This is a genomic window from Halorussus gelatinilyticus (assembly GCF_023238445.1).
Classification (GTDB): domain Archaea; phylum Halobacteriota; class Halobacteria; order Halobacteriales; family Haladaptataceae; genus Halorussus; species Halorussus gelatinilyticus.
This window is the reverse complement of the sequence record NZ_CP096658.1, coordinates 1,076,245-1,088,434: the sequence shown is the minus strand read 5'-3', so window position 1 is coordinate 1,088,434 and position 12,190 is coordinate 1,076,245. Positions and strand designations below refer to the sequence as shown.

The 12,190-nt window shown below is 66.0% G+C and carries 15 protein-coding genes; 10 read left to right on the top strand and 5 right to left on the bottom strand.

Annotated elements, in window-relative coordinates:
- Positions 1-44 precede the first annotated feature (44 nt).
- From M0R88_RS05690 to sufU, 3 genes are all read left to right on the top strand, one after another.
- Entirely contained in the window at positions 45-773 is a 729-nt protein-coding gene (locus M0R88_RS05690) for an HD domain-containing protein (RefSeq protein ID WP_248655993.1), read from the top strand.
- An 80-nt stretch (positions 774-853) separates the two neighbouring features.
- Positions 854-1,300 (top strand): hypothetical protein, encoded by a 447-nt coding sequence (locus M0R88_RS05685; RefSeq protein ID WP_248655992.1) that lies wholly within the window; start codon positions 854-856, stop codon positions 1,298-1,300.
- 60 nt (positions 1,301-1,360) lie between these two features.
- Positions 1,361-1,789 (top strand): Fe-S cluster assembly sulfur transfer protein SufU, encoded by a 429-nt coding sequence (sufU, locus tag M0R88_RS05680; RefSeq protein WP_248655991.1) that lies wholly within the window; start codon positions 1,361-1,363, stop codon positions 1,787-1,789.
- 75 nt (positions 1,790-1,864) lie between these two features.
- Here the strand turns inward: sufU and M0R88_RS05675 are convergent, their stop codons facing one another.
- From M0R88_RS05675 to htpX, 5 genes are all read right to left on the bottom strand, one after another.
- Complete coding sequence (locus M0R88_RS05675; protein WP_248655990.1) at positions 1,865-2,854, bottom strand: AI-2E family transporter; 990 nt, start codon at positions 2,852-2,854, stop codon at positions 1,865-1,867.
- A gap of 228 nt (positions 2,855-3,082) precedes the next feature.
- Complete coding sequence (gene radA / locus M0R88_RS05670) at positions 3,083-4,117, bottom strand: DNA repair and recombination protein RadA (RefSeq protein ID WP_248655989.1); 1,035 nt, start codon at positions 4,115-4,117, stop codon at positions 3,083-3,085.
- 153 nt (positions 4,118-4,270) lie between these two features.
- Complete coding sequence (gene pspAB / locus M0R88_RS05665; protein WP_248655988.1) at positions 4,271-4,894, bottom strand: PspA-associated protein PspAB; 624 nt, start codon at positions 4,892-4,894, stop codon at positions 4,271-4,273.
- 54 nt (positions 4,895-4,948) lie between these two features.
- On the bottom strand, positions 4,949-5,878 hold the full coding sequence (locus M0R88_RS05660; RefSeq protein WP_248655987.1) for a hypothetical protein: 930 nt from the start codon (positions 5,876-5,878) through the stop codon (positions 4,949-4,951).
- A 48-nt stretch (positions 5,879-5,926) separates the two neighbouring features.
- Positions 5,927-6,793, bottom strand: a complete 867-nt coding sequence (gene htpX, locus M0R88_RS05655; protein WP_248655986.1) for a zinc metalloprotease HtpX — start codon at positions 6,791-6,793, stop codon at positions 5,927-5,929.
- A 124-nt stretch (positions 6,794-6,917) separates the two neighbouring features.
- Between htpX and M0R88_RS05650 the strand changes: the two genes are divergently transcribed.
- The 7 genes from M0R88_RS05650 to M0R88_RS05620 all read left to right on the top strand — a co-directional run bounded on the left by M0R88_RS05650 (position 6,918) and on the right by M0R88_RS05620 (position 12,155).
- Entirely contained in the window at positions 6,918-7,682 is a 765-nt protein-coding gene (locus M0R88_RS05650) for a CPBP family intramembrane glutamic endopeptidase (protein WP_248655985.1), read from the top strand.
- A 63-nt stretch (positions 7,683-7,745) separates the two neighbouring features.
- Entirely contained in the window at positions 7,746-9,086 is a 1,341-nt protein-coding gene (locus M0R88_RS05645) for an aminotransferase family protein (RefSeq protein ID WP_248655984.1), read from the top strand.
- Positions 9,087-9,380: 294 nt separating this feature from the next.
- Positions 9,381-9,926 (top strand): hypothetical protein, encoded by a 546-nt coding sequence (locus M0R88_RS05640; protein WP_248655983.1) that lies wholly within the window; start codon positions 9,381-9,383, stop codon positions 9,924-9,926.
- 107 nt (positions 9,927-10,033) lie between these two features.
- The gene (locus M0R88_RS05635; RefSeq protein WP_248655982.1) at positions 10,034-10,264 is read left to right on the top strand and encodes an antitoxin VapB family protein; all 231 of its coding nucleotides are present in this window, start codon (positions 10,034-10,036) and stop codon (positions 10,262-10,264) included.
- On the top strand, positions 10,261-10,665 hold the full coding sequence (locus M0R88_RS05630) for a PIN domain-containing protein (protein WP_248655981.1): 405 nt from the start codon (positions 10,261-10,263) through the stop codon (positions 10,663-10,665). The genes M0R88_RS05635 and M0R88_RS05630 overlap by 4 nt, the downstream gene beginning before the upstream one ends.
- A 99-nt stretch (positions 10,666-10,764) precedes the next feature.
- The gene (locus tag M0R88_RS05625; protein WP_248655980.1) at positions 10,765-11,661 is read left to right on the top strand and encodes an NAD-dependent epimerase/dehydratase family protein; all 897 of its coding nucleotides are present in this window, start codon (positions 10,765-10,767) and stop codon (positions 11,659-11,661) included.
- A gap of 44 nt (positions 11,662-11,705) precedes the next feature.
- A complete protein-coding gene (locus M0R88_RS05620) occupies positions 11,706-12,155 on the top strand; it encodes a DUF2243 domain-containing protein (RefSeq protein WP_248655979.1) in 450 nt (149 codons plus the stop codon).
- Positions 12,156-12,190: the final 35 nt, after the last annotated feature.

Here is a 12,190-nt window from a genome sequence, read left to right as displayed (position 1 = left end):
CTAATTCCCGATTCTTTTTGCGGCGGGCCTGCGTTCGCCGGACCATGCAAGACGAGGTGCGCGAACGCGCCCGGACCTACTTCGACGGCGTCTCGCCCGCCCACGACTGGCACCACGTCCGGCGAGTCGCCAGACTCGCCGAGACGCTGGTTGAGGCGGACGACGACGAAGCCAGCGCGAGCGACGGAGCCAGCGAGAGCGACGCGGCCGGTGACGGAAGCGACGTGGACGAGGACGGAAGCGACGTGGACGAGGACGGAAGCGGCGTAGACGAAGACGTACTCCTCGCGGCGGTCTGGCTCCACGACGTCGGCCGGGCGAAGGAGGACCGCGGCGAAATCGAAGACCACGCCGAGTGGGGTGCGGAGGAAGCCGCCGAAATCCTCCGAGACCTCGGCGCGGACGCCGAGACCGTCGAGGCGGTCCAGCACTGCGTCCGGGCGCACCGCTACTCCAACGACGTGGACCCCGAGACGCGCGAGGCGAAACTCCTCTCGGACGCCGACAACTTGGACGCGCTCGGCGCGGTCGGTATCGCTCGCGTCTTCGCCTACGGCGGGGAACTCGGCCAACCGCTGTACGACCCCGACCTACCGCCCGAAGCCGACGATTCGGCCGCCGGAGAGACCCAGTTCAACCACGTCCACGAGAAGATTCTCGACCTGCCGGATCGGATGTACACCGACGCCGGCCGGGAGCTGGCCCGCGAACGCGGCGAGTACGTCGCCGCGTTCGCCGAGCGATTCGAGCGCGAGGCGATGGGCGAACGGTGACGACGGCGGCGAGTGTCGCTCTCCCGGACCGTTCGCCCGGAACCGGCCGCTTTTTGGCGGTTCCGTCACACCCTCCCGACATGGTAGACTGGACGCTGGCGGCCGTGATGGCGATTCACGTACTGATGGCGGTCCTCTGGACCGGCGGCTACCTCGTGACCGGGATGGTGGTCCTGCCCGCGGCGCGGCGCAACGACGCGCCGGAGTTCGCGCTCGACGTGCTGGACTCGCTGAAGTGGTTCGCGCTCGGCGGCATCGTCCTCATGGGTGCCTCGGGCGGCGGCGCGCTCTGGTTGCTCTACGACAACGAACTCCCCGGCGGCCAGCGCGGGACCGCGCTCGTCGCCATGATGACGCTGTACGGCGTCTTCGCGCTGACGAGCGTCTGGTCGTGGTACGAGACCAAGAGCGCCCGCGAGGACGGCGTCCGGGAACTCCCGACCCGGCTTAAGATGGCGTTCCGGACGAACTCGCTGGTCGCCACCCTGCTGGTGCTGGACGCCGCGCTCATCGGTTACGCGGTCTGAACCGGCGAAATCGCGTCTGCGCAACTCTTTTACGCGCTACTCACCTATCCTCTTTCAACAATGGGCATGGGCTCGGACATGTATCGCCAGCAGATTCTCGACCACTACAAGAGTCCCCGAAACTACGGGGAACTGGAGGAGAAGACATTCTCCCACGCTGGCGAGAACCCGATGTGCGGCGACGAGATAACGATAGACGTGCAACTCGACGAGGACGACGAGGTCATCGAACGCGTCGCCTTCCGCGGCGACGGCTGTGCCATCAGTCAGGCCAGCGCGAGCATGCTGACCGGCGAGTTGCAGGGCATGAGCGTCGAGGAGATGCAGGAACTGGACCGCGACGACGTGATAGACATGCTCGGCGTGGACATCAGCCCGATGCGGGTCAAGTGCGCGGTCCTCGCCGAGAAGGTCGTCCAAGACGGTGCGGACATCTACGAGGGCGAGAAGGAACTGGACAAGACGACGACCGAAGCGGACGACGAGTAAGCGATTTTTCGAGGTCCGGTTTTCGACGCTCTCCAGCGACCGCCAGCCATCGCTCCGGAGTCGCGGCGCTCCCGGTCACGCGAGGTCGTAGTACTCGTTGAACACCTCGACGGTCTCCTTGAAGAGCGCGAGGATGATGGGACCGACGAAGATGCCGATTGCGCCGAGGAAGTACGCCGCGCCGAACACGCCCAACAGGACGACGCCCGAGTGGAGCGACGACTCCTTGTCGATGACCAGCGCGCGGAGGTAGTCGTCGGTCACGGCGACGACGGTTATGCCGTAGACGACCAGCAGCGCGGCTTCGAGGAGGCGGCCGTTCACGACGAGGTATATCGTCGCGCCGCCGAGGACCGGCGAGACGCCGACGATGGGAACCATCGCCAGAAACATCATCACGACGGTCCAGAACGCCGCGTTCGGGAGTCCGAGCGCGATGAGGCCGAGACCGGAGACGAACCCCTGCACGGTGGCGACGAAGACGTGGCCCTTCAGGACCGCCCACGTCGCTTCCTCGGCCTCGGCGTAGAGGTCGTCTTGCACCTTCCGGGGAAGGGGCGTCACGCCCTTGGCCCACCGAATCAGCACGTCGCCGTCCTTGAGCAGGTAGTACAGCAGGAAGAGCAACAGGAGGACGCCCAAGGTGAAGTGGACCCCGGCGCTCGCCAGTCCGGAACTGCGCTCGGCGAGCGTCGAGGTGAAGTTCCCGAGAATCTGGTCGAAGCGCGCGCCGATTTGCACGCCGACGACGCGCTCGACCACTCGCTCGACCGACTGGTAGGTCGGCAGGTCGCTGACCTCGGTCGGCAACTCGCCCACGCCGTCGAACACGACCCGCACGAACAGCCCGATCGGCCCGACAAACAGCAGAATCGTCAGCGAAACCAGCGCGAACGCCGAAACCCGCGCGCCGACCTCGGGCGCGAGGCGGCGCTGGAGCGGCGTCAGGACGAACGCCAACAGCATCGCGCCGAGGACGTAATCGAGGAACGGCCTGATGACGAGGAGCGACAACACCGCGAGAACGCCGACCAGAACGGTCGCAAACGCAGTCCGCGCCTTCATACGCTCGTACAGAGTCTGTCGGGATGTAAAGGGGAAGTGGCCGACTCGGGAGTCGCGCCGGTTCGCCGGGCGCTGGCGCTCGCCTGCGAGCGCCGCGAGCTACCGACCGTCGGGCCGGCGAGAAACAAAGCATGGCGAACAGAGAACCGACGGAGCGTCGAATGCGACGCAGAAGAGAAACGAGGGAGAACTGCGAACGCCGACGGTCGAATCGATGTTCCGAGACGCTTACTCGGGCTTCAGTCCGGCGTCCTCGACGCGCATGACGGCCTCGCCGTCGGCGAGGTTCGGCGCGTCCACCAGACGGACGATGCGCTTGTCGCCCTTCGACTTGCGGAGGTAGATGCGGAACGTGGACTTGTGGCCGAGGATGTTGCCGCCGATGGGCTGGGTCGGGTCGCCGAAGAACGAGTCGGGGTTCGACGCGACCTGATTCGTCACGACGACCGCGGTGTTGTGGAGGTTGCCCACCTTGTCGAGGTCGTGGAGGTGCTTGTTGAGCTTCTGCTGGCGCTCGGCGAGTTCGCCGCGGCCGACGTACTCCGCGCGGAAGTGGGCCGTCAGCGAGTCCACGCAGAGCAGGCGGACGGGGTACTCGTCGTCCTGGGTCTCGTTGGCGAGTTCCTGGGCCTTCTCGGCCAGCAGCATCTGGTGGTTGGAGTTGAACGCCTTGGCGACGTGAATCTTGTCGAGGAAGTCCTCGACCAGCGCCTCCATCGCCTCGTCGTCGTCGGGCGTGCCCTCGATTTCGCGCTCGTCCATCGCGGCCTGAATCGCCTCGTCCGGGAGGCCCTTCACCATGTCGTCGATACGCTCGGGTCGGAACGTGTCCTCGCTGTCCACGAACATGGCGCTCCCGCCGAGCCCGCCGTGTTCGCGCGGAAGCTGGACGTTGACCGCGAGCTGGTGGGTGACCTGGGACTTCCCGGCACCGAACTCGCCGTAGACTTCCGTGATGGACTGGGTCTCGACGCCGCCGCCCAGTAGCTCGTCCACCTCGTCGATTTTCCACTTGAGTTTACCGATCTTCTCGCGGCGCTCCAGCACGGCCGCGCCGGTCTCGAAGCCGCCCACGTCGGCGGCCTCGCGGGCCGCCTGCACGATGTCGGAGGCCGTCGAGTCGCCCACGTCGGCGGTGTTCGAGAGTTCGCTGGGGCTTGCTACTGCGAGACCCTCGTAGGAGTCGAAGCCTGCGTCTCGGAGCTTTTCTGCGGTCGCCGGACCGACGCCCGGCAGTTCTTCGAGGTCTACGTCTGCTGCCATCGTATCCTTGCCTTGTGCGGCACCTCATATAAACCCCCGTTAACACCATAGCGAAAGTGAAACTGCGAGCAAGCGTCGGGGAGACGACGTGCGTCTGACGGGGTTTAAACTGAGAAGAATCGAGGTAACGGTCGCCGACTAATCAGGCGGTTTCTATTCCCACGGGTGACTGTCGGGCGTACTCGGCAGGAGCGCGTACCAGTACTCCTTGTTCTCCTCCAAGTCGAGTTCCCCGTCGAGTTTGCTCTCCAGTTTGAACTCAGCGCTCTCGTCGCGGTCGTCGGTCCCCTTCGGCACGAGGGGATAGTACGCCCCGCGGCGGAACGAGTAGACCCAGTAAGCGTACCGGCCGCCCTTCTGTCGGTCCGTGGTGTCCCGGAATCCGAACAGGGCAGCGAGCAGTCGGGAGCCGTATCCCCGCTCCATCAGCGTGTCGGCGGCGAAGTTGAGGCTGGTCACGAGGTCCTCGAAGTCGTCGTCGCGCAGGATGACCCACGAGTAGCCGTAGTCGTCGGTGTGGGCCTCGGTCTCGGTTCCGGTCTCCTCGGCACCCACCTCTAGAATCTCGTGGACCTCCTCGACGGCGTCCGAGAAGTCGGCGCTATCGACTTCCGAGAAGCAGAGCGCCGCCTCGCCGACCGCCTCGTAGCCCAGTTCGGCCTCCATCGTGACGTAGGCCGTACTCATCCCGAAGAGGTCGTCGGGGTCGGCCTTCCGAGTCGCGTCGGTCTCGGCCCGGATGCCCAGCACTTCCCGCAGTCCGTCGAACAGTCCCATGGCGCGACGTACGCACTCACGGACAAAAAGAAGTGGTTCCGCGCGCCGCTCCGATTACGACTCGCCGACGTGTACGTGGACCTCGTGAGTGCGACCGTCGTACCCGACTCGTTCGCCCGTCGTATCCGCCGGGAGGTCGCCGAAGATGCGTTCGAGGAGTCCCCGATACGCGGCCGAGAGGTCGCCCGACTCGGCGTACTCGCCGGCTCTGGCCGCCTCGAAGACGGTGCGCTGGCGCTCCGAGAGGTTCGAGTCGTCGAGCCACACGTCTACGACCTCTTCGCGGACGAACTCCCGAAACGCGGTCGTGGAGTCGGCCACTCTGGTCGTCTCGTAGGTGTACTCCGTCTCGGTGAGTTCGCGGCGCTCCACCGAGAGGCGCAGGACGCTCCCGTCGTATCTGACGTACTCGTGTTTCGGTTGGGGCAACAGGTCGCTCTCGTCGGGGTCGCGGTGCCGGAGGACGTAGCAGTCGCACTCACTCCCGTTTCCGTTTGCGTTCCCGTCCTCGGAGTCGGCCTGCGACGCGGCGCGTCGTAGCGCGGCGTCGTCGTCGCCCGAGTACGTAGACCAGTGAACCGCTTTTTGCCGGGCCGCCTCGCTCTCGACGGGTTCGGCGAGCAGCACCGGTCGCTCCCGCGTCTTCTGGCCGGTCTCATCGACGGTGACGCGGTAGAACCGCCCGCCGTACTCGACGAAACCGGCGTACTCGAACTCCCTGTGGCCGTAGGTACGGGGGTCGTCGCTCCCGTCGAGCGTGGCCAAGAAGAGGTCTAGCGCTCCGTCCGGTAGTTCCCCGGCCTGCGTGGCGAACGCGACGCGAATCCCGTCCGCGCCGATGGGGTGCGCCTCCAGCGCGTATCGGCGTCCGCTCTCGACGGTTCCCGACTGGGGCCGAGGCCCGGATTCCGACCGGGAAGCGGTACACCCGGCGACCCACGGGAGCGCGCCCCCGACGCCAGCGACGAACCGCCGTCTGTCCATACGGCGAATAGATTAGATACCGGACAAAAATATTCTGGTCTCGACCGCCTACATCTGGCGTTCGAGTTCCCGCAACCGCTCGACGCGCTTCTCGGTGCTGGGGTGGGTGCTGAACACCTTGCCGATGAAGTCGCCCTTGATGGGGATGATGAAGAAGGCGTTCATCTCGGACTGCTCGCGGATGTCCTCCTTCGGGACCTTGCTCATGTTGCCGTCGATGGTCATCAGCGCCGAGGCCAGCGCCGCCGGCTTGCCCGTGATGGTCGCGCCGCCCCGGTCGGCCGAGAACTCGCGGTAGCGCGAGAGCGCCCGGATGAGGAGGAAACTCACTATCCAGACCACCAGCGAGGCGACGATGGCGACCCACACGGGGGCCTGATTCCGGTTGTCACCGCCACCGCCGAACCACCAGCCCCACCGGACCACGAGGAACGCGATGGTCGAGAGGAACGACGCGACGGTCATCACCATCATGTCGCGGTTCTTGACGTGGGCGAGTTCGTGGGCCAGCACGCCCTCCAACTCGTCGTCGTCCAGCGTGTTCATCAGGCCGGTCGTGACCGCGACGGCGGCGTTCTTCTGGGAGCGCCCCGTGGCGAACGCGTTGGGAACCTTGCTATCGACGACCGCGACCTTCGGCTTCGGCAGGTCGGCCTGCTGGGAGAGGCGGCCGAGCGTCCGGTGGAGGTCGGGATACTCGTCTTCCGTCACCTCCTTCGCGCCCATGCTCCACAGCGTCAGTTTGTCGCTGAAGAAGAACTGGACGAGCGAGAAGCTTCCGAGCAGGAGCACGGGAACGAACATGCTGGTAAACCGCGTGCTCAAGATGCCAATGAAGACGGCGTACAGCGCGAACAGCAGGAACATCGTCAGGGCCATCCGCCCGCGAAGTCCCCAGTCTGCTTTCCACTTCATATCCGCCAGTAGGGTTTCACACCGTTTAAACGTTCGTCGGCGTTCCGCCCGGCGACGACGCCGACACTGGCTGGCGGTTCGACCCCGGAAACGTACTTGTCACTGGCCGTTGTCAGTATCCGTGATGTCTCACCCATCGGTCGATTCCGCCCGGCGAGTCGGGGTCGCCACCGGGCTGACGGCGCTCGGAGCCGTCTTCGGCGTCCTGCTGTCGATTCCCGTCAGCGTCGTCCCGCTGGGAACAGTCGCGGAGTTCGCGGTCGCGCTCGTTCTCTCGGAACTCGGGTTCGTCGCGGCCGGACTCGTCTTCCTCCGGGCGACCGGCAACGGACTCGACTTCTTCCGGATTCGGACGCCCGGCCTCCGGGCGCTCGGATTCGTCGTCGCGGGAACCGTCGCGCTGTTCGCGTACCGACTCGTCGCCATTCTCGGGGTGCAGGCCCTCGGGCTTCCGCTCGCTGGCAACTCGGTCACGCGACTCGCTCGAGAGGGCGTCCTCGCCACGCTCCTCCTGCTGGTCCCGCTCTCCGTCGTCGTTATCGGCCCGGCCGAGGAGTTCCTCTTCCGCGGCGTCGTCCAGTCGTACCTCGACGGTGCCTTCTCGCGCGGCCCCGCGGTCGTCCTCACCAGCGTCCTGTTCGCGCTGGTCCACCTGCCGACGACGTGGATAGCGACACCGGACCCGGTCGCCGTCTCGGTGACGCTCGCCATCCTGTTCGGTCTCTCGATTCTGCTCGGCTACCTCTACGTCTGGACCGACAATCTGGTCGTTCCGATGCTGGTCCACGGCTTCTACGACGCCCTGCTGTTCGGACTCGCGTATCTGGTCCTCTCGTCGGATTTGATGCCCGAGGCCGCCGCCGCCGTATCGTCGGTCCTCCCGCCCTGACAGCTATCCGACGAGACCTGTTCGTTCGGGAACGCTTATCACGGGGGCCGATGACACGGTGGTATGACCGGAAGCGAGCGACCCGCGACGCCGGCCGGAGAGACGCCCGCGAGCGGCAGTCTCCCCCACTGGTCCGACGGCGACGACGTGCCGACCATCACCCGCGGCGAGGGCGTGCGCGTCTCCGACGACGAGGGAACCCAGTTCCTCGACTTCGCCTCGCAACTGTACTGCGTCAACGCCGGCCACAGCGAGGAGACCATCGTCGAGGCGATGACCGAACAGGCCCGACGGATTCCCTACGTCTCCTCGTCGAAGCACAACGACGCCAGAACCGAACTCGCGGCGCGACTCGCCGACGTCGCGCCCGGCGACCTCTCGGGCGTGTACTTCGCCGTCTCCGGAAGCGAGGCCAACGAGGCGGCGGTCCAGTTCGCCCGCGCCGAGCAGGACGCCCCGAAGGTCCTGACGCGCTGGCGGTCGTACCACGGCGCGACCTACGGCGCGGCGGCGCTCACGGGCGACCCAGAGACCCGCGCCACGGTCGAACGCTACGCCGCGACCTCCGGGTCGGGCAAGTTCCTCCCGCCGATTCCGGCGGCGTTCGACGCCGAGAGCCCCGAGGAGCTGACCGAGAAGGCCGCCGACCACCTCGAATTCGTAATTCGGAACGAGGGCCCGGACTCCGTGGCCGCCCTCCTGATGGAACCGGTCGGCGGCACCAGCGGGGCGTTTCCCGCACCGCCGGGCTACTTCGAGCGCGTCCGGGACCTCTGCGACGAGTACGACGTCCTCCTGATTTCCGACGAAGTCATCACCGGTTTCGGACGTTGTGGCGACTGGTTCGGCATCGAGGCCGAGGGCGTCCAGCCCGATATGATAACGTTTGCAAAGGGAGTCACCAGCGCGTACGCTCCGCTGGCGGGCGTCCTCGTCCGCGACTCGCTCGGGGCGTCGCTCCGCGAGGAGGGCATCGACGTGGGCCAGACGTTCGGCGGCCACCCGGTCGCCTGCGCCGCCGGGGTCGCCGCGATGGACGTCTACGAGGACCGACTCCTCGACAACGTCGAGTCGGTCGCCCCGACGCTCGAATCGGAACTCCGCGCGCTCAACGCCCACGAGGCGGTCAGTGAGGTGCGCGGCCGGGGGTTCCTCTGGGCGGTCGAGTTCGCCGAACCCGAGACCGGCGACCCCTACGTGGACCCGTGGGCGGGAGAAGGGAACGAGACCGACGACAACCCGGTCGCCGCGGTGAAGGAGGCCGCGATGGACGCGGGCGTGCTGGTCGGGGGCGGCAGACCGGGGTTCCAACTCATCGTCGCGCCGCCGCTCTGCGCCGACGAGTCCGACGTTCGGGAGGCGGTGGGCGTGCTGGACGACGCGATTGGCGAGGTGTTCGGGTAGTCGGTTCGTCGGAAATTCTGTCTCGCTGCTTACAGAGCGTTGATACTCTGTCACGTCGAACGCTAGCGCTAGTCGGGAACCTGCTCTCGGCGGAGACGTATGACAAACGCAAAGGCCTTCGTCGCGGTTTGCCTATTTTTCGTACTGGTCGGTAGCTCGATTGCGTTCGTACCAGCAGACCGGTCTCGGGACACGGTGGACGAGTCGGAGCAGATTACGGCACCTATCGCACGGTCAGCGTCGGAAACGATAGAGGTCGTACCGGAGTCGAGTCGCGTCCTGAGGAATCAGCCGATGACCTTCACCGTTCGCGTCGTTGCCGACCCGCGAGACCGGATTCTGCTCGGATTCGAGGTGCGTTCCGAGACGCCGACGTCGTTCGAGTTCCACAACCCGGCCGTAGAAGTCGTGGACGCACCGATGTTCTTTCCGAACTACGACGTTATCGCGTTCATTCCGGCTGCCAAGTCCGACGCAACGGAGTACGTTCCCGTGACTATCTCTCCCGAACAGAAGCTACCGAGGGAGCGTTCGACCGTCGGGATCACTCGAATGTCGCCGAATTTGCGGAGTTTGGCGACCGACGAGTTCACGTTCGACGTTCGCTGTCCTGTCGAATGTCACGCGGAACTAATAGCCCAGTGGGTTATCCAGAACATCGAGGTCATCATCGCGTTCCTCGCCCTCCTCGTCGCTTTCTTCGGCCGGAAGCGAATCTGGGGTGTGCTCGGATTCCTACGAGAAAGTGACGACGTGTCCGAAGACCGCGAACGACCTGACTCCGAAACCGGCGGGGAACCGCCCGACGCCGTCGGAGACAGTCGGCGACCCGAGGGATAGCGTTTCGGCTCGCTGTTCGCATATTTCGAACCATCGAGCGTCCGACTCGGCGACGCTCCGACGACCCAAACACTGATTCGGTTTCGGTGTCAACGTTGTTGACAACGATGTCGCATCAGGTCCGACTTAGCGACGACCTCTACGAGCGTATCAAGGCGAACAAACGGGAGGGAGAGTCGTTCAGCGACGCTATCGAGCGACTCATCGAGAATCGCTCGCTACGCGACCTCGGCGACGTTTTCGACGACGAGCAGGTCGACGAGATGCGAGACGCAATCGAGGCGGCAGACCAAAACGACGTGACCGAGGTCAGTGAGGTCGCCGACCGCTTCGAATGATAGTCGACACCAGCTTCGTTCTCGACGTAATCGACGGTCTCGATGCGGCTATCGAAAAGGAACGAGAGTTGGAAGCTACGGGCGTCCCTCTCGTCATCCCCGCGATGACGCTCGTGGAACTCTACATCGGCGTTGGGAAAGTCGCGAACTCCAAGCGAGAACGCCGACAGGTCGAAGCGGTCCTCGACACGTATCCGCTCGTGGAGATGACGCCGAGCATCTCACGCCGTGCCGGCAGACTCCTCGGCGAACGAACAAATTCGGGCGACGGCGACGGACCCGGAATCGGCAAGGGTGACGCCGCGATTGCGGCGACGGCACTCGAACGAGACGAACCCGTCCTGACCGGCGATTCGCACTTTCAGACCATCGACGGCGTCGAGGTCGAAACGTACCGGTGAGTGTCCGAGGGTTCTCGCTGTCGTGTCTCCCGCTTCCGGCCTCGTCGTCTTCCGACGTTCGCCCCAATCGTTTACCCACACTTGCCCGTACCTCGACCCATGCCAGAGAACCGAACTGTCGTCGTCACCGGCGGCCTCGGTCGCTCCGGGCGCTGGATAGCCGACCACCTCGCCGAGGACTGGCGGGTCGTCTGCGTGGACCGGACTCATCCCGGATGGGAAATCGACGCGCGCGAGAACCTCGATTTCAGAGCCGCCGACCTCACGAATCGGGGCGAATCCCTCGACCTCCTCGCGGACCTCGACCCCGACGCCGTGGTCCACTGGGCCGCCCTGCCCTCGCCGACGCGCCACGCGGGCGGCCGGGTCTTCGAGACGAACGTGCTGGCGGCGTACAACGTCCTCGTCGGCGCGGGCCGGGCCGGAGTGCGGGTCGCGTGGGCCTCCAGCGAGAGCGCCTACGGCTACGCCTTCGCCGCGGAGAAGCGCCTCCCAGACCGCCTGCCGATTCGGGAGGCCGACGCCCTCCGGCCCGAGGACCCCTACGGCACCTCGAAGGTCGTCGGCGAGGAGGTCGCCAAGATGGTGTCCCGTCGGTTCGACGTGCCGGTCGCCTCGATTCGCCCCTCGTGGATTCAGTACCCCGGCGAGTACGAGTGCGTCGAGAGCCGCGACGACCTCGCAAACGGGGCGGGCAACTTCTGGTCGTACGTGGACGCCCGCGACGTAGCGAGCATCGTCGCCGCCGCGCTCGACGCCGACTTCTCGGGCCACGAGGCGTTCCACGCCGCGGCCGCGGACAACTATCTGGAGCGTCCCATCGAGGAGGCTCTCGAATCGTTCTTCGGCGAGTCGCCCGACGACTGCAACGTCTCGGGCGACGAGTCGGCGCTGTCGGTCGAGAAGGCCGAGGAGGTGCTGGACTGGGACCCCGACCACTCGTGGCGCGACGCCGCCGACGAGGACGTCGCGGGGCCGGAACTGGTTCGGGAGTAGGATTCGGCCGCCGGGACTTTCGCTCTCTCGCTCGAAACGCGCTCATGGCTCGAACTGACGGCGAGCGGACCGTTCTGTTCGGTGCGGGGGTCTTCGGTTTCGGACTCGGCGCGCTCCTCGACGTGCTGGTCTTCCACCTGATCCTCCAGTGGCACCACCTGCTCTCGGACTTCTTCACGCCCTCGACGCTCGCCGGCCTGCGGACGAACGTCTACTGGGACGGCCTGTTCTCGCTCGCGATGGTCGGCGTGATGGCGGCGGGGATGGGGACGGTCTGGCGGGCGCTGAACGGGACTTCGGAATCATACTCGGCCGTCCGGGCGTTCGGAAGCCTTCTCGTCGGTGCCGGACTGTTCAACGTCTTCGACGGCACGGTGGACCACTACGTGCTGGGGATTCACGACGCGGTTCACGGCACGCAGGCGTTCAATCCCCACTGGGTCGGCGCGAGTCTGTTGCTTCTCGGGACGGGAATTCTCGTCGTGACGCGGTGAGTCGGCTCCGGACTCCGAGATTCCACGCGGTTCTT